Here is a 26,505-nt window from a genome sequence, read left to right as displayed (position 1 = left end):
CTCCGGTCGCTCCTCCGGTCGCCGCGCGCCCGTGCTGCTCGCGCTCGTCTCCGCCGCCCTGATCGCCGCCGACACCGTCACCCCGCTCGAACCGCTGCGGGCCTTTGGGTCGGCCGTGTTCGGCGGGCTGGAGGACGCGGCGTCCGCCGGGGTCCGCTGGGCGTCGGGCGAGCACCGCCTGGCGGAGCTCGAACGCGAGAACGCCCGGCTGCGCGCCGACCTGCTGGCCGTCCGGCGCACCATCCCGTCCCCCGCCCAGGCGGACGGCTACCAGGTCGTGCCGGCCCACGTCATCGGCTTCGGCCGGGACGGCACGGTCACCGTCGACACCGGCTCCGAGGCCGGCGTGACCCGTGACATGACCGTGTTCGACGGCGACGGGCTGGTCGGCCGGATCCTGCGCTCCGGCCCCGGCACGGCGACGGTGCAGCTCGCCACGGCCTCCGGCGCCTCGATCGGGGCCCGGCTGGAGGGCTCACGCGAGGTGGGCCTGGTGACCGGCGTCCCCGAGCACGGGCTGCTGCGGCTGAGCCTGCTGAACGCCTCGGCCGAGGTGAAGCCCGGCGACCGGGTGGTGACGCTGGGCTCGCGCGACATGCGGCCGTACGTGCCGGACGTGCCGATCGGCACGGTGGTCACGGTCGAGCCCGCGCCGGACGCGCTGACCAGGACGGCGCTCGTGCGTCCCTTCGCCCGCTTCACCGCGCTCGACCTCGTCACCGTCGTGCTGGGGCCGCTGCCGGACGCCGCGCCGGTGGACGCGTCGGCAAGCGGGGGCGGGGCGAAGAGCAGCGCCAAGAAGGGGGCGTGATGAAGGCGCTCGTGCTGTGCGTGCTCGTCGTCCTCGTCGCACCGGTGCTCCAGGTCGCCGTGGTCAACGGGCTGCCGCTGCCCGGCGGCGGGCCCGACATCGTGCTGGTCGCCGTCGTCGCGCTGGCGGCGCTGCTGCGGCCCGGAGCGGGAGCGTTCCTGGGGTTCGCGGCGGGCCTGGCCGCCGACGTCGCGCCACCCGCCGACCACACCATCGGGCGGCTCGCCCTGGTCATGTGCCTGGCCGGGTGGGTGTGCGCGCGGACCACCGCGGACGGCTCGGCCGGGCGGCGCGCCGCCGTCGCCGCCGCCGTGGCCCTGGGCGCGACACTCGCAGGTGGCGTGCTCGCGGCCCTGCTCGACGGCACGCCGTGGGGCGCGGCCCTCGCGCCCGGCGCCGTCGCCTGGACCGCCGGCCTGGCCGCGCTCGTCGCGGCGGCGCTCGCCCTGCTGCCCCGTCGCCGGTCGTTCGGGCGGGTGGCCAGATCACGGGAGAACTCACGCGATCGGTACGGCCGGGGGAGGCGGCTTGCGTAGGACCGTCCACCGGGGCCGCCTCACGCTCGTGTTCGTCGTGGTGACCGCGCTCATGCTGACCCTGCTCGGCCGCCTGTGGTATCTGCAGATCGTCACCGGCCCGTCGTACGTCAGGGCGGCCACGGAGACGCGGGTCCGCTCGGTCGTCCTGCCGCCGGTGCGGGGGCGGATCCTCGACGTACGCGGCCGGCCGCTGGTGGCCAACGAGACCAAACCGCAGGTGTCGGTGGACTACATGGCCCTCATCCACCAGCCCGACGGCGGGAAGGACGTGCTGACCCGGCTCGCCCGGGCCCTGGGCCGCCCCTACCAGGAGATCGCCGACCGGGCCCGGCTGTGCGCCGTGGACGTGCCCCGGCCGTGCTGGCCCGGCTCGCCGTACCAGCCGATCGTGGTCGCGGACGACGTGAGCGTGCGCACGGCGCTGTGGATCGCGGAGCGGCAGGACGAGTTCCCCGGCGTCAGCACCGCGTTGCGGCCGGTCAGGACCTATCCGCTCGGCTCGGCCGCGGCGCACGTGCTCGGCTATCTGCAGCCGCCCTCCCCCGACGACCCCGAGGGAGGCCCGGAGCTGATCGGCCGCGACGGCCTCGAAGCGCAGTATGACCGCGAGCTGGCCGGGCGCACCGGGATCAGGCAGGTGGCGGTGGACAGCACGGGCACGGTCACCGGTCTGATCCGCGAGGAGGCCGCCGTAGCCGGAGACACGCTGGTGACCAGCATCGACGCGGGCATCCAGGAGGTGGCCGAGCGGGCGCTGGCCCGGGCGGTGAGCGCCGCGCGCAAACGGGGCGCGCCCGCCGACAGCGGCGCGGCGGTGGTGCTGGAGGCGAAGACCGGGCGGGTGACGGCGATCGCCGACTATCCCACCTACGACCCCGGCGTGTGGACCGGCGGCATCTCGCAGAACGACTACGAGGGCCTGCCGCTGGTCAGCGCGGCCGTGCAGGGGCAGTGGCCGCCGGGCTCCACCTGGAAGGTGACCTCGACGGCCGCGGCGGCCAAGGCGGGCTACTCGCTGCGGGCGTCGTACGACTGCCCGGGCGGCTACACGATCGGCGGCCGGGTGTTCCACAACTTCGAGAGCGCCGAACTCGGCCGGATGGACATGCACCGGGCGCTGGTGGTGTCGTGCGACACGATCTTCTACCGCTTCGCGGACCGGATGTGGCGGCGTGACGGCGGGCTCAAGCCGGTCAAACGCCCCAAGGATCCGATGCAGAAGATGGCCGGGGAGTTCGGGTTCGGCACGCCCACCGGCGTCGACCTGCCGCACGAGGCGTCGGGACGGGTGCCCGGCCGTGCGTGGAAGAAGGCCAACTGGGAACGGACCAAGGCGGACTCCTGCCGCCGCGCCAAGGCCGGCTATCCGGAGATGTCCGACCGCAAGCGGGCGGCCTACCTCAAGGCGCTCGCCACCGACAACTGCCGCTCCGGCGGGGTCTGGTGGGCGGGTGACGCGGCCAACTTCTCGATCGGCCAGGGCGACGTGCTGGTGACGCCGCTCCAGCTGGCCCGGGGATACGCCGCGCTCGCCAACGGCGGCACGGTCTTCAGCCCCAGGATCGGCAAGCGGATCGAGGGTCCCGACGGCACGGTGGTCCGCACCATCACCCCGCCCGTTGTGGGAAAGATCGACGCCTCGCGCAAGACGCTGCGGTTCATCCGCGACGCGCTCGCCGAAGTGCCGCGCACGGGTACGGCCGCGGGCGCCTTCAAGGGCTACGCCTTCAAGCGGCTCCCGGTCGCCGGGAAGACCGGCACCGCCGAGGCGTACGGCAGGCAGGACACCTCGTGGTTCGCCTCCTTCGGCCCCGTGAAGAAGCCCAAGTATGTGGTCGTGGTCGTCGTCTCGCAGGGCGGCACGGGCGGGACCACGGCGGCCCCCGCCGCCAGGGAGATCTGGGAGGGCATCGCCGCCCTCACCCACGACGACAAGAAGAAGCACAGGAAAAAGGACGGCGGGCGATGACGGCGCTCGGTCCTTTATCCGTACGGCTGCCGACGAGGCGGGCGACCAGGCGCAGGTCGTGGGCGCGCCTCGCCCTCTTCCCCGCCTGGGGCCTGGTGCTGCCCGCGGCCGCGTTGTCGGCGATCGGGCTGCTGCTCGTGTGGTCGGCCACCCGCAACGACCCGGGCTCGACGCTGCCGCAGCGGCAGGCGTTCAGCGTGGGCATCGGATTCGCGCTCCTGTGGGCCGTCTCGCGGATCGACCTGCGGATGCTGCGCGCCTACGTCCCGGTGCTCTACCTGCTCGGGCTGGCCGGGCTGATCGCCGTGCTGACCCCGCTGGGCCGTACGGTCAACGGCTCGCACGCCTGGATCGTGCTCGGCGACGGGCTGCAGTTCCAGCCGTCCGAGTTCGCCAAGGCGGCCACGGTGCTCGCGCTCGCGACGGCGCTGGGCGAGCCGCGCGACGGCGAGCGCAGGCCGGGCGCCGGGGCCGTGCTGCTCGCCCTCGGCCTCGCCGCGCTGCCGGTCGGGCTGATCGCGCTGCAGCCCGACTATGGCACCGCGCTCGTCTTCCTGGTGCTGACGACCGGGACGATCGTGGTGTCCGGCGCGCCCAAGAGGTGGTTCGCGGCGTTCGCCGCCGCCGGGGCCGCCGGTCTTTTCCTGGTGTGGCGGCTCGACCTCATCCGGCCCTACCAGCTCCAGCGCCTGATGGTGCTGGCCGACCCGGACGCCGACCCGATGGGCATGGGCTACAACGCCACCCAGGCCAGGATCGCGATCGGCTCCGGGGGCCTGCTCGGCAAGGGCCTGTTCCACGGCGAGCAGACGGCGGGCCATTTCGTGCCCGAGCAGCACACCGACTTCATCTTCACGGTCGCGGGCGAGGAGCTCGGCTTCGCCGGCGCGGCCTGCGTGATCCTGCTGATGCTCGTCCTGCTGTGGCGCGGCCTGTGGATCGCGGTCAAGAGCCCCACGCCGTTCGGCACGGCGGTGGCCGGCGGCGTGGTGTGCTGGCTCGCGTTCCAGACGTTCGTGAACATCGGGATGACCATGGGCCTGCTGCCGGTCGCGGGGCTGCCTCTGCCGTTCGTGTCGTACGGCGGGTCGGCCACGATCTCCAGCCTGGCGGCCGTGGGACTGCTGGCCGCCGTGAACCGGCGTACGCGCACGCCGGCATAGGGCAGTCTTGGAGGAATGCGCAGCAAGCTCGGCGGACGGGTCGCCCAGGCGGCGGAGATCGCCCTGGCCACCCGGAAGTATGTGACCCCGATCGACGTCCTCACCGGCCTGCGGTGGCTGCACGACCGCCACGTGGAGACCTGGCGGCAGGGCCGCGCCGACAACCTGGAACGGCTGGCCGCCGTGGACGCCGGCCGGATGGCGGAGGCGCTGTCGCATCTGCGCGCGTGGGCCCTGTCCAGGAACCTGCTGGAGAGCGAGGCGGCCTACACCGCGGGCACCCGCGACCGGCGGCCGCTGCGCTTCACGGCGGCGGGCGACGACGACCTGGAACGCGCCTTCCGCGTCCACTGGCTGTCGCCGGAGCTGAGCGAGGCCCGGCGGCGGCAGATCACCGAACGGCAGAGCAAGGCCCCCGACCTCGTGGCCGTGGCGCCGCTGGACACCTGGACGTGTGCCGGGTGCGGGGACACCGGGCCTTACCTGATCATGGAGGACGATCAGCCGCACTGCCTGACCTGCGCCGACATGGACCACTTGTGCTTCCTCCCGGCGGGGAACGCGGCGCTGAGCCGTCGCGCCAAGAAGGAGAGCGGGTTGTCGGCGGTGGTGGTCCGCTTCAACCGGCGGCGCAAGAGATACGAACGGCTCGGCGTGCTGGTCGAGGAGGACGCGCTGACGCGGGCCGAGGAGCAGTGCCTGGCCGACGAGGAGGCGCGGCTGCGCCGCCGCGAACGCGACCGCGAGCGCCGGGCCGGCGAGGACGCCGAGTTCCAGACGCGGATGGCGGCGCAGATCCGCCGTCTGTTCCCCCGCTGCCCGGCCGAACGGGCCGAGGCCATCGCCGCGCACGCCGCCGTACGCGGGAGCGGGCGGGTGGGCCGCACCGCCGCCGCCCGGGCGCTGGACGAGAACGCCATCACGCTCGCCGTGATCGCGAGCGTGCGCCACCTGGACACCGACTATGACGCGCTGCTGATGGCCGGGACGCCGCGGATGACGGCCCGCGAGCGGATCCGCCCCCGGGTCGAGGAGGTCCTGACGGCCTGGCGCGGCTGACCCGCCGGGGCCGGCGGACGCGGCTCGGGTCAGCAGACGCGGCTCGGGTCAGCGGACGCGGCCGATCATCTGGGCGTACATGCGCCCGGGGCTGGGGACCGACGACGGGTTGAGGAAGCCGGGCAGCGGGGGCAGGTCGACCGCGAACGGCTGCAGCCGCTCGAACAGCGTGTGCGCGTCGGGCGGCCGTTTGTCCGGGTCCTTCTCCAGCAGCTCGGCGATGAGACCGTCCAGCTCCGCGGGGACCCCCGGCACCCGGGGCGGCTGCTCCTTCACCTGCTTGTCGAACACGGCGTATTCCGTGGGCCCGGTGAACAGCTGGTCGCCGGTCAGCATCTCGTGCAGCACGCAGCCGAGGGAGTAGAGGTCGCTCTTCGGCCCGGCGACGCCCCGCTGGATCTGCTCGGGGGACATGTACGCCGGGGTGCCGAGGATCTGCCCGATCCGGGTGAACTGCGCCGTCCTCCCCGCGACGTCCGTCTCGCGCAGCATGGCGAGCCCGAAGTCGAGCAGCTTCACGCTGCCGTCCGGGCAGAGCATGAGGTTGGTCGGCTTGAGGTCCCGGTGGCAGATCGACAGCTCGTGCGCGGCGGTCAGCACGGCGCACGCCTGCGCGGCGATGGCCGCGGCCCACGGCACCGGCAGCGGGCCGTGCTCGCTCAGCAGGTCGGCGACCGTCACGCCCTCGATGAACTGCATGACCTGGAAGAGCCGCTGCTCGTAGGTGCCGAAGTCGTAGAGCACGGGCGCGCCCGGATGATCGAGCTTCGCCAGGATCCGCGCCTCGCGGATGAACCGGCGTTGCAACTCCTCGTCAGGGCCGTCGGGCAGCCGCAGGAACTTCACCGCCACCTTGCGGTCGAGCCGCCGATCATGCCCGCCGTAAACGGCGCCCATGCCGCCCTGCCCCAGAGGGAGGTCGTCCAGCTCATACCGGTCGCCGATGACCATGCGCCCCTCCCGTCGGCCTTTCGGGGAAAAAGCTACCGGATCCGTCCGCGATGCTCGGGCTCGGTGACGGGGTGAACAGGACTGTCTCCGCGGGGGAGCCGATGGCCGCGTCACCCACGGGGGCGGAGGCGTCCGTCGATCAGGCCCTCGACGCCGAGCCGCGCGAACGCCTCACCCGCCGCGGCCACCTCGCGCAGGCCGTCCTCCAGCGCGAGCAGCCGCCGGAAGGCCGTGCCGTACGTCCGCTGGACGGCCAGGGGGAGCTGGGGCACACGGGCCCGGCGCGCCTCCACGCGGCTGCTGCCGAGGTGCGGCCGGCCGCCGCCCGCGGCGTAGCGCAGGAACCCGGCGAGGAACTCGGGATCCACCTTGCCGGGATCGACGCGGAAAAGGCTGAGATGGGGGCCCAAAACCGCCCCCTCCCCCACGACCACCCGGGCGGTGACGGCCGACGCGACGACGTCGCCCGGCCGTACGGCGAGCAGGCCGGAGGCGCGTGGAATCCGCCGCGACGGCGCCGTCCCGGCCGCGATGTCGTCGGCCGTCAGCACCGGCACCAAGCCCTCGGGTGCTTCCTCCTCGGCCGCCTCTCCGCCGGGAACGTCGGCGGGCAGCCCACGCATCGTCGAGTGCCTGATGGTGACCAGCCCGGCCCTTGCCATCTCGGCCACCGTCGCCCACGACACGTCCCAGCCCGCCGCGCCGCCGGTGAGCACCTCCAGGTCGGGCATGCCGTCGGCCAGCGCCGCGACCGCCTCCCGGAAGCGCGCACCGGCCGTGGGAAAGCCCCGCGTGTCGGCCCGGGGCGAGAGGTGCCGCGCCGGGCTCACGTCCACCTCGTCGTCGAGGATGTCGATGATCCTGACCGTACGGCAGCCGGGCGGGAGCTCGGTCTGCGCGAGGTGGGCCCGCCAGGCCGCTTCGACAGAGGCCGGGTCGTCTCCCGCGTCGGCCACGAGGATCGCGCCCGGCTGCCGTTCCCCGGGCTCCGGGCGGCGCAGCAGCCACAGGTCGGGGCCCCCGGGCATCAGTGTGAGGACCGCGCGCAGCGCGCCCGTCCGCAGCAGGTTCGCCCGGATGCGGCGTCCCGGGCGGCGGCTCGCCGCGGCGCCCGGCATCAGGATGGCCACCAGCCCGCCGGGCCGCACGTGGGCGAGGCAGTGCTGCACCCAGGCCAGCTCCGACTCGCCGCGCGGGGGCATGCCGTACTGCCAGCGCGGATCGCCGACCAGGTCCTCGTGGCCCCACGCCCGCTCGTTGAACGGCGGGTCGCACACCACCGCGTCCGCGAGCGCGCCGGCGAGCGTGTCCGGCGGCGGGCCGGGCGGGAACGCGTCGTTCCGCAGCGCGTCCCCCGGGACGACCCGGGCGTCCCGGCCGCGCAGCAGCAGCCGCAGCGCCGCGAGCAGCGCCACCGTCTCGTTGGCGTCCTGGCCCAGCAGGCGCACGTCGCCCGCCGCCGCCGTGGTCCCAGCGGCTCCGGCGGCCAGCAGGAGCGTGCCCATGCCGCACGCGGGGTCGAGCACCGTGTGCGCCCCCGGGCAGGCCAGCCGGGTCATCAGGGCGGCCACGTCGGGCCGGGTCAGCGCCAGTCTGCGGCTGTGCGCCTCGGCGTATCGCTCGCAGAGGAACTCGAACGCGCCGGCCGCGCCGCTCCGCTCGGCCATCCCGGCGACCAGCCGGAGCAGGCCGGGCTCGACCTGCGACACGTCCCCCGGGCGCGGGGGCAGGTCGGCGGTCGCCTCCGCCACCGCACGCGGGAGCCGTACGGCGAGGTCGGGGGCGGCGGACAGCAGCTTCCAGCCGTCGGGGTCGCGGACCGTGTAGAGCAGGAACGCCCCGACCTCCCCCAGCACCTCGCCCAGGCGCAGGTCGTCGGCGGACGCGCGCAGCCGCTGCCAGACGCGGTCGCCCTGGGACACCTCGAACGACTTGCCGTTCCTGCGCAGCCACGCCTCCACCTCGGGAAGCGAGAAAAGCGGGCTGGAGGCGGTACCTCCGACCGGCTGGGGGAAGTCCTCGTAGCGGCGGCGCCAGTTGCTGACCGCGGCCCTGCCGACGTCGGCGAGCCGGGCGATGTCGCCCGCGTTCACGGTCGCTTCGACCGCCGCCTCGACGGCGGCCTCGAGCGGGCTCGCGGCGGCCGGGCGCGCGGTCGTGTCCGCCGTGTTGTCCGCCTGGGCGTCGTGGCTCATGAACACGAGCCTAGCACTGTGCTTGTGAAGTGACTCAACCAATGGTTTACTCAAAACCATGACGCACAACCGTATTCGGTACGCCGCGGGATCGGACGTCGGGCGCTCGCGTGCCAACAACGAAGATTCGGTGCACGCCGGCGAGCGCCTGCTCGCCATCGCCGACGGGATGGGCGGACACGGACACGGCGAGGTCGCCAGCGCGGCCGTCATCTCCACACTGGCCAAGCTGGAGGATTGCCCGGCTCCCGCCGACGTCGCCGCCGCCCTCGCGGACGCCGTACGGGAGGCGGGGCAGCACCTGGGCGACCTCGCCGCGCAGGACCCGGCACTTGAGCGGATGGGCACCACGATCACCGCGATGCTGTGGGACGGCCACGGGAAGTTCGCCCTGGCCCACGTGGGCGACTCGCGGGCCTACATGCTGCGCGACGGCGCGCTCTACCAGATCACGCGCGACCACACCCTGGTGCAGTCGCTGGTGGACGACGGGCGCATGAGCCCCGACCAGGCCGCCCGCCATCCGCGCCGCTCCCTGCTGCTGCGGGCGCTGGAGACGAGCGGCCTGGCCGAGCCGGACCTGTCGCTGCGCGAGGCGTACCCGGGCGACCGCTATCTGCTGTGCTCCGACGGGCTCACCTCCGTGCTCGAACCCGAGGCGCTGCACCACGTGCTCACCACCGTGGCCGATCCGCAGGAGACGGTCCACCGGCTCATCGAGCTGGCCAACGAGGGCGGCGGCCCCGACAACATCTCCTGCGTGGTCGCCGACGTCGACGCCGCCGACGCCTGACCCTCCCCCGTCTTGCGGCCGTCAGAAATCCGCGGCACGGCCGGAGGGCCCAGCCGGGAAGGCGCAATCGGAGGATGCGGCCGGACGGTGCCGGGGCCGGGGCCGGGGCCGGACGGCGTCCGGCCGGGCGGTGCGCTCGGGGGACGTGCTGGCGCGGGTGTCAGACGGCCCAGCCGCCGTCCACGTTGATCGTCGCTCCGGTGATGTAGCGCCCGCCGTCGCCCGCCAGATGGGCCACGGTTTCGGCGATGTCCTCCGGCTCGGCGTAGCGGCCGAGGACCGTCAGGCCCCGGATCGTGTCCGCCATGGGGCTGTCCGCCGGGTTCGAGGCGGTGTCGGTCGGGCCGGGGTTGACGAGGTTGACCGTGATGCCGCGCGGCCCGAGGTCGCGGGCGAGCCCCTTGGTCATTCCGGTCATGGCCGTCTTGCTCATCGCGTACAGGGCGAAGCCCGGGAAGACGGCCCGCTCGGCCATGTTGCTGCCGATGGTGATGATCCGGCCGCCCTCGGACATGTGCCCCGCCGCCGCCCGCGCGGCCAGGAACGGCCCGCGCACGTTGGCCGCGAGCGTACGGTCGACGTCCTCCGGCGTCAGGTCCTCGATCGGCGCGACGTGGAAGACCGCCGCGTTGTTCACGAGGACGTCGAGGCGGCCGAACTCCGCGGCGGCCTCGTCCACGGCCGCGGTGACCGCCGCCGCGTCGCCGTTGTCGGCCCGGATGACCAGCGCCCGCCGGCCCATCCCTTTCACCTTCTCGGCCACGGAGGCCGCGCTGTCCTCGTCGCGCTCGTAGGTCAGCGCCACGTCCGCACCGCGCTCGGCGAGCTTGAGCGCGACCGCCGCGCCGATCCCCCGTCCGCCCCCGGTGACCAGGGCTGCCTTGCCGTTCATGTCGTTGATCTCGTTCATGGGTTCGAGCATGCCGGGATCGGCGGCGGAAGGTCCGGCGGCGATCGGACCTGGCGTTCGCGGCCCGGACGGTCAGGTGCCGCGCGCCCGGAAGGCGGCCGTCTTGACCCGGTTCTGGCAGGCCGTGGAGCAGAAGCGGCGGGTGCCGTTGCGGGAGGTGTCCACATATACGCGGTCGCAGTGCGGCGCGGTGCACACGCCGAGCCGGTCGTGCAGCTCGCTGCCGAGCACGACGGCCAGGCCCGTCGCGCAACCCGCCGCGTAGTTGCCGGCCAGGGTGCCGCCCGCGCCGTGGAAGTGCAGGTGCCAGGGCTCCCCGTCGTGCCGGTCGAGGTGCGGGCGGGCGTCCGTCTCGGCCAGCAGGCCGTTCACGGCGAGCGCCGCCGCGTCCACGTCGCCACGCGTCACGGCCTCGAACACGCCACGCAGCCGCCCCGCGATCTCCGTGAGCGCGTCCGCCTCCGCCTCGGAGACCTCTGGCGCCCGCCTGTCGCCGGTCGCGAGGACGTCGCCGACCGCGGCGGCCCGTGCCTCACCCGTCGGCGGCGCGTACGGCCGGCCCCGCGCCTCTCCCTCGGTCAGCGCGTTGACCAGGCCGACCGCGATGCCCACTACGGCATCAGTGTGACTGTTGAAGTTCACTTGACCAGTTACGCCCTTGCGTTCTACGTTGTAACTGCCGAAAGGATACACGCCAGTTACAAGGAGACGGCATGATCACAACCGACGTGGCCACCCGGTGGATCGACCGTTGGGACCGCCAGCAGGAGGGCTACCTTCCTGACCGGGAGGAGCGCTTCACCGCGCTGATCGACGCCGTCGAGGCGGGCGCCGGCCGTCCGGACCCCCTGGTGATCGACCTCGGCTGCGGCCCCGGCTCGCTCTCGGCCCGTCTGCTCGACCGTCTTCCCCGCGCCACGGTCGTCGCGGTCGACGCCGATCCCCTCTTGCTGTCGCTCGCCCAGGCGGCGTACGGCGACCGTGACGGCCTGCGCCTCGCCGACCTGGACCTGCGTGAGCCGGGATGGAGTGAGGCGCTCGGCCTCGACCGCCCGGCGGACGCGGCGGTGAGCACGACCGCGTTGCACTGGCTGGCCGAGCCCCATCTGCGAGCCGTGTACGCCGAGCTCGCGACCGTGCTGCGGCCAGGCGGGCTGTTCCTCAACGGCGACCACTTCAGCTCCGAGGACACCTCGCCGACGCTGGCCCGGCTGGAGCGGGCCGTGCACGAGAGCGAGGAGCGGCGGCGCTTCGCCGAGGGCCGTCCGGAGGACTGGCGTCAGTGGTGGGATGCCATCGCCGCCGACCCCGAGCTCGCCGGTGTCGCGGCGCCCCGGCCGGCCACCGCGGCACACCACGGCTCGGAGTCGCTCCATCTGTCCACCCACGTCGAGGCCCTCCGGGCGGCGGGCTTCGCCGAGATCGGGACCCTCTGGCAGCGCGGCGACAACCGCCTGCTCTGCGCCGTGCGTCCGTAACCCCGTGCGTCCGTAACCCCGTGCGTCCGTAACCCCGTGCGTCCGTAACCCCGTGCGTCCGTAATCCCATCGGCCTGCACCGTCCTGGCCCGATCGCTTCGTTCCGGCGGCCCGCCGGGGTTTGCCCGCCGGGTCGCCGGAAAGACGGACGCCATGACACCGACCGTGCTCACCGTGAACGCGGGCTCCAGCAGCCTGCGACTACACCTGGTGCGGGACGGCCGCGTGCTGCGGACCGAGCACAGCGAGCACAGCCCGGACCCCGGCGCGGCGGACCGTACGCTGTCGGACTTCCTGTCCGGGGCGGACGCCGAGGTGACCGCCGCCGGCCACCGGCTCGTCCACGGCGGCGAGGCCGTGCGCGCTCCGACGGTCGCCGACGACGGCGTGGTGAATGCCGTACGCGGATACGCCGACCTCGCGCCGCTGCACGTGTCGCCCGCGCTCGCGCTGGTCGAGGCGGCCCGGCGGGTGCTGCCGTCCGTGCCACACGTGCTGTGTCCCGACACCGCCTTCCACGCCGGGCTTCCCGCCGTCGCCGCGACCTACGCCCTGCCCGCCGCGTGGCGGCGGCGCTGGGGCCTGCGCCGCTACGGCTTCCACGGGCTGTCGTACGCGTGGGCGGCCCGGCGGGCGGCCGAGCTGCTCGGACGCCCGCCCGGGGAGCTCAACCTGGTCCTCACGCATCTCGGCGGCGGATGCTCGGTCTGCGCCGTGCGGAACGGCCGGAGCGTGGACACCTCGATGGGGTTCACGCCGTTGGAGGGCGTGCCCATGAGCACGCGTTCCGGCAGCGTCGATCCCGGCATGCTCCTGTGGCTGCTGTCCGGCGCACGCCTCACGCTGGAGGAGCTGCGCGACGGGCTGGAGCACCGATCCGGCCTGCTCGGGCTCTCCGGCGGCCTGTCTGGCGACACCCGCGACCTGGTCGCCTCGCCGGAGGAGGCCGCCGCCCTGGCGCTCGGCGTGTTCGCCTACCGGGTGAGCCGGGAGATCGCCGCCGCCACCGCCGCCCTCGACCGGCTCGACGCGCTCGTGTTCACGGGCGAGATCGGCTGGGACCAGCCGGAAGTGCGCGAGGCCGTGTGCGCCGGGCTGTCGCTGCTCGGTGTGGAGCCGCCCGCCGTGACCGATGCCGACCGGGATCTTGCCGTCAGTCCGCCGGACGCCCGCGTGCCGGTCCTCGTCGTACGGCCCCGCGAGGAGCTCCAGATCGCCCGGGAGACCCTGGCCGCGCTCGGCCGTCCAGGTGACGGAGACGGGCGGCCGTAGAATCCGCAGACATGCGCATCTTCACCGTGGACTCCTTCACCGACCGGCCGTTCCGGGGCAATCCCGCCGCGGTCTGCCTCCTCGACGAGACCGTGCCGGACGAGTGGATGCAGGCGGTGGCCGCCGAGATGCGCCATTCGGAGACGGCCTTCGTCCTCGGACGGGGTGAGGGGCCGTGCTCGTTGCGCTGGTTCACCCCCGCGGTCGAGGTCGCGCTGTGCGGGCACGCCACCTTGGCCACCGCGCACGTCCTCTACTCCCTGGGTGAGTCCGGGCGCCTGGAGTTCGACACGAAGAGCGGCGTGCTCGTGACCGAGCAGGCGGACGGCGGGCTGATCGCGATGGACTTCCCAGCGAAGCAGGCCGCGCCGTGCCCGCCGCCGGACGGCCTCGTCGAGTCCCTCGGCGTCACCCCGGTGTGGACCGGCCGCAGCGAGTTCGACCTGCTGGTCGAGGTCGGCTCGGCCGAGGAGGTCCGGGCCGCCGAGCCCGACATGACACGGCTGGCCGAGGTCGAGGCGCGTGGCGTCATCGTGACGGCGTCCGGCGAGGGCACCTCCGCCGACTACGTCTCCCGCTTCTTCGGCCCCCGCGTGGGCGTGCCCGAGGACCCGGTCACCGGTTCGGCCCACTGCGTGCTCGCGCCGCACTGGTCGGCCAGGCTCGGCCGGGACGCGCTCGTCGGCGAGCAGGTGTCGCAGCGGGGCGGAACGGTGCGCACCACCCTGCGCGGCGACCGCGTCGAACTCGCCGGCCACGCCGTGACCATCTGGTCCGGCGAGCTGGAGGTCTGACCGTACGCAGGGCCGCGCGGAGTCCTCGCGCCAAGGCGGCGGCGCAGTGCCGGCAGGCAAGGCGCGCCGTCAGGACGCGGGCGCAGCTTCAGAAGGCGGACGCAGCTTCAGAAGGCGGGCACGGCTTCAGAAGGCGGGCACGGCGTCAGGAGGCGGGCACCGCGAGGGCGGCCTCGATCCGCCGGACGGCGGTGATCGCCCCGAACGCCAGCAGCCGCACCAGGTCGGCGTCGGACCGGCCTCCCCCGGCCTCCCGCCAGGCGGCCACGTCCGCGTCGGCCACCCGGTAAGGCGCGAGGGCGGCCAGCAGGGCGAGCTTGGCCGCCGGGCGCCGTGCGGGCGCGACGTCCTCCAACGGACCGGACGGCCAGCCGGACAGCGGCGGGTGCTCGCCGTCCCAGGCCGCTACGGCCTCCACGACCGCCTCCCTGGCCGAGTCGCCCAGCAGGTGGCCTCCCTCCCCCGCCGCGGCCCGCAGCGCGGCGAACGCCACCCCTGCCGGGGCGCCCGCCGCCCAGGCCGGGGCCGGGCCCGAGGGCAGCCCGTGCAACAGGGGCAGCGCCTCACCCTGCGGCCGCCTGCGGCGCACCGTCTTGGCGAGGGCCCTGCCGCCCAGGCCGCGTACGAGCCGGGAGCGCTGCAGGCCGCCCGGCAGGAGGTCGTCGGTCAGCAGCGACGACACCATCCGGTTGATGAAGTGGAAGGCGAGGGCGGTGCCGATGTGCTCGGCCGCGTGCTCGTCCGGGCACGGCGGCGCCTGCCCTGACGTTGCCGTGCCGGTCGCCCAGGCGAACAGCCGGGCGTGCCCGGGATCGGACGGCCTCTCCCCGCGCGCCACGGTCTCGGCCAGCTCGTGGTCACCGGTCGCGTGCAGGAGCACGGTGTGCGCGTCCACGCAGAACGGGCACTTGTTGGCGAGGGAGACCCCGGTGGCGACGACCTCCTTGGCGGCCCTCGGGGCCCGCCCGGCCAGCAGCGACTCACGCAGCATCGCCCACGTGGCGGCGAGCACCTCGGGGGCCGGGGACAACGTCAGGAACAGCGGCATGCGGGCGATGCCGAAATCACGGGCGATCTGCGCGTAGACCTGGGCGATCAGCCCGGTCGCCGCCTCCGTGGGCACCGGGGTCACATATCGGTAGGGCGTCGGCATCGCGGCCTCCTCGCCGGTGGTGCTGTCATGCGAGCCGATCCTGCCGAGCGCGGTCGCCCACGTCGTCGTACGGCGGAAGGCGTTCCCGGCCGCTCCCCGCGCGGCTGCGGGGCGGCCGCCGTACTCCGGGGGGAGTAGTGCGGGATCGGTCCGCCGGGAGGAGGCGGGCCGAATGGTCCTCGGTTTACTCTGCTGACATGGACGGCGATCGCGGACGGCAGGCCTCCTCCAGCCCACGGGAGTCTCATTCACCGGTGATCGTGGACGTGCCCGCGCCGCCCGAGCCGCCCGGCCCACAGGCGTTCGCGGCCCCGCCGGCTCTCCCGGACGAGCCGGTCCCGTCGGACGAAGCGGCCGTCTCGGACGGGCCGGTGGTCGCGGACGATCAGGCGGAGGCCGGGCGCCGCCTTCCCCGGTTCTACCTGTCGGACGCCGTGCTCGGGGGTGTCGTGGCGGTGCTGCTCGCGGGCGGCACCCTGCTGCCCGGCTCACCGAACGGGCCCGCGCAACTGGGGGTGGTGGGCTACCTGCTCCTGGTGGTCGGGTCGGTCGCCCTGGCCGCGCGGCGGGCGATGCCGGTGACGGCGCTCGTCGTCTCCGGGGTCTGCATGCTGGCCTACGCCCTGCGGGTGCAGCCCGAGACGGCGACCGCGTTCCCCCTCCTGATCACGGTGTTCTCGGCGGCCTCCGCGGGCCGTCGCGTGTGGGCGGCGTCGGGCAGCGCCGTCTATCTCACCGGTGTCCTGCTGGTGCAACTGTCGGACCTCGGCGGGGGGACCCCGCGCGAGGTGGTGGACCGGGTGGGCCTGCTCGTCGGCTGGTTCGTCGCCGCCAACGTGGCGGGGGTCGTCTCCCGGCAGCGGCGGGCGTACCTGCGCCAGGCCGAGCAGCGCGCCGTCGAGGCGGAGCGCACCCGCGAGGAGGTCGCGCTGCGCCGCGCCGGCGAGGAGCGGCTGCGCATCGCCAGGGAACTGCACGACTCGCTCACCCACAGCATCTCGATCATCAAGGTGCAGGCCGGGGTGGCCGTCCATCTGGCGCGCAAGCGCGGCGACGAGGTGCCGCCCGCGCTGCTGGCGATCCAGGACGCGAGCGCGGACGCCATGCGCGAGCTGCGCGCGACGCTGGAGGTGCTGCGCGAACCCGGCCCCGACGACGCGCCCGGCGCCGCCCGGGCCGACAGGATCGGCGAGCTGGTCGAGCGGGCCCGGTCGGCGGGCGTGCCGGCCACGCTGTCGATCAGCGGCACGCCCCGCGCCCTGCCGCCCGAGGTCGACCTGACCGCCTACCGGATCGTGCAGGAGGCGCTCACCAACGTGGCGCGGCACGCGGGCCCCGCCTCGGCGTCCGTACAGGTCCGCTATCTGCCCGCCGCCCTCGTCGTACGCGTCGAGGACGACGGCAGAGGCGCCGCGACACCGGACGAGTCCTCTCATGCGGGCTCCTCTCATGTGGGTGTCGGGCTCACCGGCATGCGCGAGCGGGTGTCCGCGCTCGGCGGGCGGCTTCACACCGGTCCGGAGGCGGACGGCGGTTTCACCGTCCACGCCGAGCTGCCCCTCCCGGTCCGGGAGGGAGCGGCGTGATCAGGGTGCTGCTGGTGGACGACCAGGCGCTCATCCGGGCCGGATTCAAGGCGCTGCTCGGCGCCGAGGACGACGTGGAGGTGGTCGGCGAGGCGGGCGACGGCAGCCAGGGCCTGGCGCTGGCCGAGCGGCACGTGCCCGACGTCGCGCTCGTGGACATCCAGATGCCGGTGATGGACGGCATCGAGACCACTCGCCGCATCGCCGCCGATCCCCGCCTGGCCGCCACCCGGGTGGTGATCCTGACCAACTACGGGCTCGACCGCTACGTGTTCGACGCGCTGCGGGCGGGCGCGAGCGGCTTCCTGCTCAAGGACACCGACCCGGCGGACCTCGTCCAGGCGATCAGGGTCGCGGCGCGCGGCGACGCCCTGCTGTCCCCGGCGGTCACCCGGACGCTCATCAGCGAGTACGTCTCCCGGCCGCCGGACGCCGTGCCGACGGCCGCCCTGGAGCAGCTCACCAACCGCGAACGGGAGGTCGTCGCCCTGGTCGCGCGTGGCCTCACCAACGAGGAGATCGCCGCGCACATGGTGATCAGCCCGTTCACCGCCAAGACCCACGTGAGCAGGGCGATGACGAAGCTCGGCGCGCGCGACCGGGCCCAGCTCGTCGTCTTCGCCTACGAGTCCGGCCTGGTGGTCCCCCGGGGTTCCGCCAAGCCCCGCTGAACCCCAGGGGGACACGGCGTTCAGGAGAGGCGGTCGCGCAGGCGGGCCGCCGCCTCGGCCACGTTGGCGAGCGCCGCCTCGACCTGCTCGTACGAGCGGGTCTTCAGCCCGCAGTCGGGGTTGACCCACAACCGCTCGGCGGGCACGGTCCGCAGCGCCTCCGTGAGCAGGTGCTCCACCTCGTCGGCGCCCGGCACGCGCGGCGAGTGGATGTCGTACACGCCCGGCCCCAATCCCCGGGGGAAGGCGCCGACCGCGCCGAGCAGCCGTCCGCGCGAGCGCGCCGACTCGATGCTCGTGACGTCCGCGTCGAGGGCGTCGATCGCGGCGAGAATCTGGTCGGCGTCCGAATAGCACAGATGCGTGTGGATCTGCGTGTGCTCGCTCGCTCCCGAGGTGGCCCATCGGTAGGCCGCGACCGCCCACTGCAGGTAGGCGGCCTGCTCGGCGCGCCGCAGCGGCACCAGCTCGCGCAGCGCGGGCTCGTCGACCTGGATGACGCGGATGCCCGCCTCCTCCAGGTCGCCCACCTCCTGCCGTACGGCGTCGGCGACCTGGAACACCACCTCGCGCAGCGGCAGGTCGTCGCGGACGAACGACCAGGCCACGATCGTCACAGGGCCGGTGAGCATGCCCTTGACCGGCCTGCTCGTCAGCGACTGGGCATACCGCGCCCACCGCACCGTGATCGGCTCCGGCCGCCGCACGTCGCCGTGCAGGATGGGCGGACGGGTGCAGCGCGAGCCGTACGACTGGACCCAGCCGTGCCGCGTGACGGCGAAGCCGTCGAGGTGCTCGGCGAAATACTGCACCATGTCGTTGCGCTCGGGCTCGCCGTGCACGAGGACGTCCAGCCCCAGCCGCTCCTGCAGCGCGATCACCTGCTCGATCTCCGCGCGGACCATGCTCTCGTAGGCCGCCTCGCCGATCTCCCCGGCCGCCAGGGCCGCCCGGGCCCGGCGCAGCTCGCCCGTCTGGGGGAAGGAGCCGATCGTGGTGACCGGGAGAAGCGGCAGCTTCAGGTGCTCGGCCTGCGCCGCCGCCCGTACGGCGTAGGGGGCGCGGCCCTCCGCCGTACGGGCCGGGAAGGCGTGCGGGCGCTCCTGTGCGGCGGGATGGTCGGGCAGGTCACGCCCGGGTGTGGCCGCGAGCAGGGCCGCCAGGCCGACCACCTCGGCGACCTTCTGCTCGGCGAACGCCAGCCGCTCCCGCAACGCGGGGTCGAGGCCGGTCTCACGCTCCACGTCGTAGGGCACGTGGAGGAGCGAGCACGACGTGCTCACCACGACCCGCCCGGCACGCTGCCGTACGGCGAGCAGCGTGGCCAGCGCGCGCTCCCGGTCGGTGCGCCACACGTCCCGTCCCGAGACCACGCCGGCGACGACCGTCTTGCCGCGCAGCGCTTCCGCACCCAGCGCCTTCACACCCAGCGCCTCCACACCCAGCGTCTTCACACCCAGGGCCTCGACGCCCTCGACGGTGCCCCGGACGAGGTCCAGGCCGACGGCCTCGATCGGCGCTCCGGCCAGCACGGGCAGCGCGTCGCCGAGATCCCCGAAATAGGAGGCGACCAGCAGCGCGGGCCGGTGCTCCAGCCGTCCCAGCCGGTCGTACGCCGCCTCGACCGCGGCCAGCTCGGCGGGGGTGCGGTCGGCGACCAGGGCGGGCTCGTCCAGTTGCACCCAGCCGACGCCCTCCGCGGCCAGCTCGGCCAGCAGCCGCGCGTACACCTCGACCACGTCGTCCAGCCGGTCGAGCGGGGCGAAGCCGTCCGGGCTGTCCGGCGCGGCCTGCGACAGCAGCAGGAACGTCACCGGCCCGACCAGCACCGGCCGGGTCTCCAGTCCCAGCGCGCGAGCCTCGCGCACCTCGGCCAGCGGCTTGGCGGCGTCGAGCGAGAAGACGGTGTCCGGGCCGATCTCGGGAACGATGTAGTGGTAGTTGGTGTCGAACCACTTGGTCATGCGCAGCGGGGCGATCCCCTCGGCGCCCCGGGCCATCGCGAAGTAGGTCGCCAGGTCGTCGTCGTGCCGGTAACGCCCGGGCACCGCGCCCAGCAGCACCGCCGTGTCGAGCACCTGGTCGTAGTAGGAGAACGTGTTCGACGGCAGGCCCTCCAGCCCGAGCGCGGCAAGCCGCCGCCAGGTGTCCTCCCGCACCCGCCGCGCGGTCTCCTCCAGGTCCGTACGGCTGGAACGCCCCTCCCAGTAAGACTCCAGCGCCCGCTTCAACTCGCGATCCGGCCCGATCCGCGGATAGCCCAGCACGGTCGATGCGGGAAAAGACGACCTCATCACCACTCCTCATACGTCGAACGGGACGCCCGCATCCTCCCCTCGTCCCGTCTCGGCGCGGCGGATCTATTGGCCGTGCTTATGGATCAGTTCGAGAGGTCACCGCGCCGGTCACCGCGCCGGTCACCGCGCCGGTCACCGCGCCGATCATCGGGGGGCGTCCATGCGCTGCGTGCCGATGACCGACAGCAGCCGCAGCGCCTGATCGGACGGCGAACCGGGGACGGCGGTGTAGATCACCATCTGCTGATCGCGGTCGGCGATGTCGAGGACGTCACAGGTGACGGTGATCGGGCCGACCATGGCGTGCTGGAACGTCTTGCACAGCGTGGGCCCGTCCGTGACGTCGTGGGAGGCCCACAGCCGGGCGAACTCCGGGCTCTTCGCGAGGAGCTCGTCCACCAGACCGGTCACCTCGGGCGCGTCGGGATAGCGGGCGGCGGCGGCGCGCAGCCGCCGGGCCGCGTGCCGGGCGAAGTCGTCGGCGTCGGAGACCCCGTACAACCGCCGTCCCTGGAGGTGGGGGCCCAGGAACACGCGCCGCACCAGGTTGCGGTCGCGCCGCGACAGGGCGGAGAAGTCCTCCATGAGGGCGGCCGCCAGGTCGTTCCAGGCGAGCACCTCAAGCGTGGCGGACGTCACGAACGCGGCGGCCTGCGGCAGCCTCGCCAGCAGGTCCAGGATGCTCTGCCGCACCTCGCGCGAGGGCCCCGGCGGCGGGGCGGGCGAGGCGCCCGCGAGGTGGTGGAGGTGGGCGCGCTCGGCGTCCGACAGGCGCAACGCCCGGGCCAGCCCGGCCAGCACCTCGCGCGACGGGCGCGGAGCGCGGGCCTGCTCCAGCCGCGTGTAGTACTCGGTCGAGATGAAGGCGAGCTGCGCCGCCTCCTCACGCCGCAGCCCCGGCGTACGGCGCCTGGGCCCCACGGGCAGCCCCACGTCGGCAGGGCTGATCCGCTCACGTCTGCTGCGCAGGAAGTCGGCCAGTTCTCGTCGGTCCACACCTCCAGTGTGCGCGCGACGCCGCAGGCCGAGCCAGGTACTGCCGATGCCTGGATGGGGCCGCGTCCACCGGCGCAGGCTCACTGCCATGGAGAACACACCGACCATCGACCCGACCACCCCCACCACCCCCACCAGGCCCGGCGCTCCCGGCCTGCTCGACGGCAAGGTCGCCTTCGTCAGCGGCGCCGGACGCGGCATCGGAGCCGCGGCGGCGCGGCTGTTCGCCAGGGAGGGCGCACGAGTGCTGCTCGCGGCCCGGACGGAGGCTCAGCTGAAGGAGGTGACCGAGGAGATCCGCGCGGCGGGCGGCACCGCCGGCTACGTGGTGTGCGACCTGGCCGACGCGGTGAGCGTGCGGGCCGCCGTGGGCCGCGCGGCCGACCTGTACGGCCGGCTCGACGTCGCCTTCAACAACGGGGCGATCGGCCAGCAGCCCGGCCCGTTGGACCGGATGCCGGAGGCCGAATTCGACCACGTCTCCTCCGTGAACCTCAAGGGCGTCTGGCTGGCCATGGTCGCCGAGGTGGAGGTGATCCGGGCCACCGCCGGCACAGGTGCCATCGTCAACAACTCGTCCGTCGGCAGTTGGGGCGGCAACCCGGAGCTGCCGGTCTACGGTGCGATGAAACGGGCGGTCAACAGCCTCACCGAGTCGGCCGCCGTCACCTACGGCCCCGAAGGCATCCGCGTCAACGCCATCGCTCCCGGCAACACACTCACGGAGATGATCCGCGCCTGGGAGGCGGAGTCCCCGGGACTCCAGGAGCGGCTGACGGCCCTGACACCGCTGCGCCGCGGGGCCGACCCGGCCGAGATCGCCGAGGCCGCCGTCTGGCTGCTGAGCGATCGCTCCTCCTTCGTGACCGGAGCCGTCCTGCGGGTCGACGGCGGTGCCCGGGTCTGACCCCGGCCAACGCTGCCCGCCCCGATGGTCCAGCCCCGCCGGCCGAGCCCCGGTCACCGGATTCGGCCACAGCACCCTGGTCCCTCGTCCGGCCCCTCGTCCGGCCCCTCGTCCGGCCCCTCGTCCGGCCCGGATTCATCGACCACGCTTATGGATCAGGCTCCGGCCGTGCCGCCTGCCGACGCCCCGCACCGCCACGCACGCTGACGCGGGCCTGTCGCCGGTCACGTGAAGGGTTCCCGTCTCAGCGGGCCGGGTCGGTGGCGGGGTCAGGTGGCGGGGTCAGGTGGCGTCGTAGGCGGCGGCCACGCGTTTGGGCACGACCATGCGCCAGGCGTCGACGACGAGCTCCCGCATCTCGGCCTCGTCGATGGCCGCCATCCTGACCCGGACCCAGTGGTAGCGCTCGTCCGAGGGAACGGGCATGAGGAACTTCTCCGGCTCGGAGGCCACGAGCGCCGCCCGCTCCTCCTTGGGAAACCCGAAGCCCATCAGCGTCTCGTCCGGGGAGATCGCGACGTACACGATGCCCCTGACCCGGAACTTCACGTAGTCGCGCACCAGTGCTTCCTCGGTGCGGGGCAGTGTCAGCGCGACCCGCCGCACGTCGTCGGCCGTGACCATCAGACGCAGTCCTCGGCTCGGACGGCGCCCGCCGCACTCGGCAATGAAAGATCGAAGCTCGTCACGGACGCACCATAGCCCCGGCCACCGACATTCCTGCCGGTCCCGCCGCACGCCTCATGGGCGGGTGCCGCCCGGAACCCCGGCGGGAAAGGGCATTTACGGGTGCCGCGCGGCGGCCAGGAACATGGGCACCGCGAGGAACAGCCGGCCCCGCCGCGCCCGGCCGGTCTGCTCGGCGATCCAGTTGTCGGCCTGCCGGCGGGTGACCGCCCCCGCCGCGTACGCGCCCTCGGCCACACCGGTGACCATCGGCAGGAGCGAGCCGTCCGTGAAGACACCCGTCCGGACCTCGACGGTGACGTCCTCGAAGCCCGCGTCGAGCAGGAGGTTGCGGTGGCGGCGGGCCGCGTGCGGGCTGGGCACGGTGTCCGCCCGCGCCGCCACCATGGCCCGGGTGAGGGCGGGGTCGTCCGAGTCGATCACGAAGGTGTCCCAGTCCTGCCCCACCAGCACGATCCGCCCGCCCGGGGCGAGCACCCGCCATGCCTCGGCCGCCGCCCGCGCCGGGTCGGCCAGGTCGTGGTAGACCTTGTCGGCCCGATAACCGGCCAGTTCACCGTCCCCGAACGGCAGGTCGCAGGCGTCCGCCCGGTGGAACTCCAGGCCCGGGTGCCGGGACCGGGCGACCTCGATGACGTGGTCGTCCACGTCGAGGCCGATCGGTTCCGCACCCAGGGCGGCCAGCTCCGCGACGGCCAGCCCGGCGCCGCAGCCGACGTCCACCACGTGGCTTCCGGTGGCCGCGCCGAGAAGCTCGTAGGAGCGTGTACGCAGCGCCACCTGGCCGGGATGCCTGTCCACACGATCGAGAAGGTCGATGAGGGTTCGGTTCGACATGGAGGACAGCTTCGGACTTAATGTCGACATGAAGTCAAGCGCGACCATCGGCATCGGCGAGGCGGCCGCCCGGTTCGGCCTCGCGACGCACGTCCTGCGGCACTGGGAGTCGGTGGGCCTGCTGACGCCCGCCCGGGTCGCGGGCGACCGGCGCCGTTATGGCCCCGGCGACCTCTTCCGCGTCGCCCTGATCCTCCGAGCGAGGGAGGCCGGGCTCAGCCTCGACGAGATCCGCGAGATGATGGCCACCCGCGCAGCCGCCGAACGGCGGGAGATCCTCCGCCGGCGGCGGGCGGAGCTCCTGCGGCGCATCGAACAGGCCCGGGCGGCCCTGGATGTGGTCGAGTGCGCGCTGGGCTGCGACCACGACGACGTCACCGGCTGCGCGCACTTCCAGCAGGCCGTGCTCGAACGGATCGGCCCTCCCGCACCGCTCGCCGACGCCCGATGACCGGCGCCCGATGACCGGCGCTACGGGTGGGCGCGCAGGGCGGCGAGGAGCCAGGCGAAGTCGTCGGCGTGGGACGGCTTGGGCTCCCGGCCGTTGATCACTGCCATGAGATGCCGGTAGCGGTCGGCCTCGGCGAACAGGCCGGCCTCCAGGCGCTTCACGACGGCGGCCCGGCCGTCGGCGTCCATGTCGCCGAGCAGGCGGTCGACGACCTCGACGGCCTCGGGCGAGTCGGGGCTCACCCCGTTCTGCCGCGCCTCGCCCACCTGCCAGGCGACCTTCTTCGCGAACCACGTGAAGGCTCCGGGCGCCTGTCCCGCGCGGTTGCGCGTGTTGTGCTCCACCATGTCGCGCATCCGCTGCCGGAAGCCCGGGTCCCGCACGAGCTCGGCGAGCTCCACCCAGGCGTCCACCTGCTCCGGCGTGGGATCGTCGGGCAGGTCGATCTCGGTGTGCCCCAGCCGGTTCCTCAGCTCCGGATCGGCGTCCTGTCCGCCGAAGACCTCGTCCACGAAGTTCTCGATGATGCGCCGCCGCTCCTCGGCGGACAGCCGTGCCAGCTCGTTCAACAGTTTCGTCTCCTCTGTTCCGGCCCGTCGCTTCGCGACGGTGCTGAGCACCGCGCGCCGGAGCCGCAGGGTGCGGATCTGCGCGTCGAGTGCGTCCACATGGACGGCGGCGACGTCGGCGAGGGTGGCCTTCTGTTCCAGCACCCGCCGTACGTCGTCCAGGCCGAGCCCGAGATCCCGCAGGGTCCTGATGAGCTCGAGCCGGGCCACGGCGCCGGCGTCGTAGAGCCGGTAGCCTCCCTCGCTCCGCTCCACGGGCGGCAGTGCGCCGACGTCCGACCAGTATCGGATCGTGCGCACCGGCATCCCGGTGCGGCGGGAGAGCCATCCGATGGTGAACAGCTCGTCGTCGTCCATGACATCGAGTCTGGTCTCTCCACCGGCTGGAGACTCAAGGGCCGTTTCGCACCGCTATGCCAGGGGCCGGGAAATCTCTAAGGTTGGTCAGTGATCAGTGACGGCAGGAGGACCGGATGAGCGAAGGCTCCGCGGACGGCCCCGGCGAGGAGCACCGTCCCAAGCTCGACACCAGCGTGCCGCACTCGGCACGCATCTGGAACTACTTCCTGGGCGGCAAGGACCACTTCACCGTCGACCGGGAACTCGGCGAGCAGATCCGGCAGGCGTACCCGGGCATCGTCGACATCGCCCGCCAGTCGCGGGGCTTCCTCGGCCGGGCCGTACGGCACCTGGCCGGCGAGGCGGGCATCCGGCAGTTCCTCGACATCGGCACCGGCCTGCCGACCGCCGACAACACCCACCAGGTGGCGCAGCGGGTGGCGCCGGAGTCCCGCGTCGTGTACGTGGACAACGACCCCCTCGTGCTGGTGCACGCGAACGCCCTGCTGACCAGCAGCCCGCCCGGGGTGACCGACTACATCGAGGCCGACGTACGCCGGCCGGACGAGATCTTGAGCGCCGCGTCGAAGACGCTCGACTTCGGTGAGCCGGTGGCCCTCATGCTGCTGGGGATCATGGGCCAGGTGCTCGACGACGAGGAGGCGTACGCGATCGTGCGCCGGCTCATGGACGCCCTGCCGTCCGGCAGCCACCTGGTGTTCGAGGACGGCACGAAGGTCGTCCTGCCCGAGGCGGCCGACGAGGCGGAGCGCATCCGCGCCGAGGGCGGCGACCCCTACCGGCTGCGTACGCCCGAGCAGTTCGCGCGCTTCTTCGACGGCCTGACCCTGCTGGAGCCGGGGGTGGTGTCGGTGTCGCGGTGGCGGCCCGACCCCAGCCAGTTCGGGGAGGCGCCCGAGGTCGACGCGCTCTGCGGGGTGGCCCGCAAGGACTGACCCGCCGAGGCGCCACCGTCACCGCCCAGCACCCGCCACGGGCGGCGCCTCCCGACGTGAACGGGCCTCCGTCTGCTGCGCCTCCGTCCACTGCGCGCGCCTCTCACGCTGGTACCTCACCAGCATCGGCAGAGTCCGCACCGTGACCTATACCGGACGTGATCGCCGACCGCCCCGTTCAACTCGACCGCGCCCTGCGCGCCGTCGCTGCCTTCTGGGCCGCCCCTTCGATGGCCGGCACGCCCTGTTTTCGACTTGACCTGCAGCTCCAACCCTTCACTCCAGACGGTTGTCACTCGCTCACGCTCTGTGAAAGAATACATACATCAGTTCGAATCAAGTGAGGAGGGTGTGATGGATCTGTTCGATATCGATCCTGAGCACCCTCGTCGTTCGAACAATTCTGATGGTGAGTGGTGGGACCGTCTGATCGCCAATTCCCCGCTGTGGTCGTCCGACGGCTCGTCCGCCCGCGAGCCCTTCCCGATCATCGGCTCCGAGCCGCCGCAGCGTGCGAGCCGCGCCGAGGCCGAGGGCGACACCGACCACGACACCGATAGCAGCAGCGGTGGCGCGCCCGGTGCCGGTCAGGGCAAGGGTCGGTCGTCGTGGGTGGTGGTGGGTTCTGTTCGTGAGGTGGCGCAGGAGCTGGCGCTGGTCCCGCTTCCCGACGATGTGGACATGTGCCTTGCCGAGGCGGAGGAGTTGCTGTTCGCCCGGGATCGGATCACCTGCGCCCTGGCCGACCGGGTAGGCCGGGTCCATCGAGCGGGGCAGGCCAAGCAGCATGGGCATGCCTCCACCCGCTCCTGGCTGCGTACCGCCGCCGGGATGACGGTGGGTGGTGCGGGCCGTCTGCTGATGTTGGGGGCTGAGCTGCCGCGCCTACCGGTGGTGCGGGAGAAGTTCGCCGTGGGTGAGTTGGCGGCGGGGGTGGTGGAGGCCATCTGCGCCGCCATCGCCGGGCTGACCGATGAGCAGGCCGGGTTGGCGGAGCCGATCCTGGTGGAGCTGGCGGGCAAGGCCGGGGCGGCGGAGGTGGCCAAGGCCGGCCGCCATTTGCGGGCGGTGCTCGACCCCGACGGCGAAGAACGCGATGAGCAGGCCGATTACGGGCGGCGC

Annotated in this window: 25 protein-coding genes; 15 read left to right on the top strand and 10 right to left on the bottom strand. The window is 73.7% G+C overall.

The features are described from left to right. Positions 1 to 31 precede the first annotated feature (31 nt). The 5 genes from mreC to FLX08_RS36110 are packed head-to-tail and all read left to right on the top strand — an operon-like array spanning position 32 to position 5,541. Positions 32 to 811 carry a rod shape-determining protein MreC gene (gene mreC, locus FLX08_RS36130; protein ID WP_142624759.1) on the top strand — a complete coding sequence of 260 codons (780 nt, stop codon included), beginning with the start codon at positions 32 to 34 and terminating at the stop codon, positions 809 to 811. Beyond that, on the top strand, positions 811 to 1,347 hold the full coding sequence (gene mreD / locus FLX08_RS36125) for a rod shape-determining protein MreD (RefSeq protein WP_142624771.1): 537 nt from the start codon (positions 811 to 813) through the stop codon (positions 1,345 to 1,347). Before mreC ends, mreD begins: the two co-directional genes overlap by 1 nt. Then, on the top strand, positions 1,340 to 3,319 hold the full coding sequence (gene mrdA, locus FLX08_RS36120; RefSeq protein ID WP_244313137.1) for a penicillin-binding protein 2: 1,980 nt from the start codon (positions 1,340 to 1,342) through the stop codon (positions 3,317 to 3,319). Before mreD ends, mrdA begins: the two co-directional genes overlap by 8 nt. Then, positions 3,316 to 4,482: a rod shape-determining protein RodA gene (rodA, locus tag FLX08_RS36115; protein WP_142624758.1), complete on the top strand. Its 1,167-nt coding sequence runs from the start codon at positions 3,316 to 3,318 to the stop codon at positions 4,480 to 4,482. The genes mrdA and rodA overlap by 4 nt, the downstream gene beginning before the upstream one ends. Positions 4,483 to 4,497: 15 nt before the next feature. Next, positions 4,498 to 5,541 (top strand): DUF2293 domain-containing protein, encoded by a 1,044-nt coding sequence (locus FLX08_RS36110; protein ID WP_142624757.1) that lies wholly within the window; start codon positions 4,498 to 4,500, stop codon positions 5,539 to 5,541. A gap of 48 nt (positions 5,542 to 5,589) precedes the next feature. Here the strand turns inward: FLX08_RS36110 and FLX08_RS36105 are convergent, their stop codons facing one another. Both FLX08_RS36105 and FLX08_RS36100 read right to left on the bottom strand, forming a co-directional pair. Further along, on the bottom strand, positions 5,590 to 6,492 hold the full coding sequence (locus FLX08_RS36105; RefSeq protein ID WP_142624756.1) for a serine/threonine-protein kinase: 903 nt from the start codon (positions 6,490 to 6,492) through the stop codon (positions 5,590 to 5,592). 110 nt (positions 6,493 to 6,602) lie between these two features. Continuing rightward, positions 6,603 to 8,687 carry an N-6 DNA methylase gene (locus FLX08_RS36100; RefSeq protein WP_142624755.1) on the bottom strand — a complete coding sequence of 695 codons (2,085 nt, stop codon included), beginning with the start codon at positions 8,685 to 8,687 and terminating at the stop codon, positions 6,603 to 6,605. Positions 8,688 to 8,745: 58 nt separating this feature from the next. Here FLX08_RS36100 and FLX08_RS36095 point away from each other — a divergent pair, with 58 nt between their 5' ends. After that, positions 8,746 to 9,480: a PP2C family protein-serine/threonine phosphatase gene (locus tag FLX08_RS36095; RefSeq protein ID WP_142624754.1), complete on the top strand. Its 735-nt coding sequence runs from the start codon at positions 8,746 to 8,748 to the stop codon at positions 9,478 to 9,480. Between the two features lie 160 nt (positions 9,481 to 9,640). Here FLX08_RS36095 and FLX08_RS36090 read toward each other — a convergent pair whose 3' ends face one another. Both FLX08_RS36090 and FLX08_RS36085 read right to left on the bottom strand, forming a co-directional pair. Next, positions 9,641 to 10,390, bottom strand: coding sequence for an SDR family NAD(P)-dependent oxidoreductase (locus FLX08_RS36090; protein WP_142624753.1), 750 nt, complete (start codon positions 10,388 to 10,390; stop codon positions 9,641 to 9,643). Between the two features lie 72 nt (positions 10,391 to 10,462). After that, positions 10,463 to 11,002, bottom strand: coding sequence for a CGNR zinc finger domain-containing protein (locus FLX08_RS36085; RefSeq protein ID WP_341874377.1), 540 nt, complete (start codon positions 11,000 to 11,002; stop codon positions 10,463 to 10,465). A 101-nt stretch (positions 11,003 to 11,103) separates the two neighbouring features. Here FLX08_RS36085 and FLX08_RS36080 point away from each other — a divergent pair, with 101 nt between their 5' ends. The 3 genes from FLX08_RS36080 (at position 11,104) to FLX08_RS36070 (ending at position 13,934) form a co-directional block, all read left to right on the top strand. After that, the gene (locus tag FLX08_RS36080) at positions 11,104 to 11,868 is read left to right on the top strand and encodes a class I SAM-dependent methyltransferase (RefSeq protein WP_142624751.1); all 765 of its coding nucleotides are present in this window, start codon (positions 11,104 to 11,106) and stop codon (positions 11,866 to 11,868) included. 153 nt (positions 11,869 to 12,021) lie between these two features. Continuing rightward, positions 12,022 to 13,140, top strand: a complete 1,119-nt coding sequence (locus FLX08_RS36075; RefSeq protein ID WP_142624750.1) for an acetate/propionate family kinase — start codon at positions 12,022 to 12,024, stop codon at positions 13,138 to 13,140. Between the two features lie 11 nt (positions 13,141 to 13,151). Then, positions 13,152 to 13,934: a PhzF family phenazine biosynthesis protein gene (locus FLX08_RS36070; protein WP_142624749.1), complete on the top strand. Its 783-nt coding sequence runs from the start codon at positions 13,152 to 13,154 to the stop codon at positions 13,932 to 13,934. Positions 13,935 to 14,079: 145 nt separating this feature from the next. Here FLX08_RS36070 and FLX08_RS36065 read toward each other — a convergent pair whose 3' ends face one another. Then, entirely contained in the window at positions 14,080 to 15,087 is a 1,008-nt protein-coding gene (locus tag FLX08_RS36065; protein ID WP_142624748.1) for a carboxymuconolactone decarboxylase family protein, read from the bottom strand. Between the two features lie 197 nt (positions 15,088 to 15,284). Here FLX08_RS36065 and FLX08_RS36060 point away from each other — a divergent pair, with 197 nt between their 5' ends. Continuing rightward, entirely contained in the window at positions 15,285 to 16,673 is a 1,389-nt protein-coding gene (locus FLX08_RS36060) for a sensor histidine kinase (protein WP_142624747.1), read from the top strand. Then, complete coding sequence (locus tag FLX08_RS36055) at positions 16,670 to 17,344, top strand: response regulator (RefSeq protein WP_142624746.1); 675 nt, start codon at positions 16,670 to 16,672, stop codon at positions 17,342 to 17,344. The genes FLX08_RS36060 and FLX08_RS36055 overlap by 4 nt, the downstream gene beginning before the upstream one ends. Positions 17,345 to 17,364: 20 nt before the next feature. Here FLX08_RS36055 and metE read toward each other — a convergent pair whose 3' ends face one another. Continuing rightward, positions 17,365 to 19,638, bottom strand: coding sequence for a 5-methyltetrahydropteroyltriglutamate--homocysteine S-methyltransferase (gene metE, locus FLX08_RS36050; protein WP_142624745.1), 2,274 nt, complete (start codon positions 19,636 to 19,638; stop codon positions 17,365 to 17,367). A 147-nt stretch (positions 19,639 to 19,785) separates the two neighbouring features. Then, complete coding sequence (locus FLX08_RS36045) at positions 19,786 to 20,637, bottom strand: helix-turn-helix transcriptional regulator (protein ID WP_142624744.1); 852 nt, start codon at positions 20,635 to 20,637, stop codon at positions 19,786 to 19,788. Positions 20,638 to 20,725: 88 nt separating this feature from the next. Here FLX08_RS36045 and FLX08_RS36040 point away from each other — a divergent pair, with 88 nt between their 5' ends. After that, a complete protein-coding gene (locus tag FLX08_RS36040) occupies positions 20,726 to 21,544 on the top strand; it encodes an SDR family NAD(P)-dependent oxidoreductase (protein WP_142624743.1) in 819 nt (272 codons plus the stop codon). A 282-nt stretch (positions 21,545 to 21,826) separates the two neighbouring features. Here the strand turns inward: FLX08_RS36040 and FLX08_RS36035 are convergent, their stop codons facing one another. Together FLX08_RS36035 and FLX08_RS36030 are read right to left on the bottom strand one after the other, a co-directional pair. Further along, positions 21,827 to 22,168: an MmcQ/YjbR family DNA-binding protein gene (locus FLX08_RS36035; RefSeq protein ID WP_167530708.1), complete on the bottom strand. Its 342-nt coding sequence runs from the start codon at positions 22,166 to 22,168 to the stop codon at positions 21,827 to 21,829. A gap of 159 nt (positions 22,169 to 22,327) precedes the next feature. Then, a complete protein-coding gene (locus FLX08_RS36030) occupies positions 22,328 to 23,068 on the bottom strand; it encodes a methyltransferase domain-containing protein (protein WP_142624742.1) in 741 nt (246 codons plus the stop codon). A 28-nt stretch (positions 23,069 to 23,096) separates the two neighbouring features. Between FLX08_RS36030 and FLX08_RS36025 the strand changes: the two genes are divergently transcribed. Further along, the gene (locus FLX08_RS36025; protein ID WP_142624741.1) at positions 23,097 to 23,519 is read left to right on the top strand and encodes a MerR family transcriptional regulator; all 423 of its coding nucleotides are present in this window, start codon (positions 23,097 to 23,099) and stop codon (positions 23,517 to 23,519) included. 20 nt (positions 23,520 to 23,539) lie between these two features. Here FLX08_RS36025 and FLX08_RS36020 read toward each other — a convergent pair whose 3' ends face one another. Further along, positions 23,540 to 24,445 carry a helix-turn-helix domain-containing protein gene (locus tag FLX08_RS36020; protein WP_142624740.1) on the bottom strand — a complete coding sequence of 302 codons (906 nt, stop codon included), beginning with the start codon at positions 24,443 to 24,445 and terminating at the stop codon, positions 23,540 to 23,542. Between the two features lie 116 nt (positions 24,446 to 24,561). On the opposite strand from FLX08_RS36020, the gene FLX08_RS36015 reads away from it, so the two are divergent. Beyond that, positions 24,562 to 25,383 (top strand): SAM-dependent methyltransferase, encoded by an 822-nt coding sequence (locus FLX08_RS36015; protein ID WP_142624739.1) that lies wholly within the window; start codon positions 24,562 to 24,564, stop codon positions 25,381 to 25,383. 354 nt (positions 25,384 to 25,737) lie between these two features. Further along, a partial coding sequence (locus FLX08_RS36010) for a DUF222 domain-containing protein (protein WP_142624738.1) occupies positions 25,738 to 26,505 on the top strand: 768 nt, incomplete at its 3' end.

Source organism: Microbispora hainanensis, assembly GCF_006874475.1.
GTDB lineage: Bacteria > Actinomycetota > Actinomycetes > Streptosporangiales > Streptosporangiaceae > Microbispora > Microbispora hainanensis.
The sequence above is the reverse complement of the archived record's forward strand: the minus strand, read 5'-3'. Positions and strand labels throughout refer to the sequence as shown.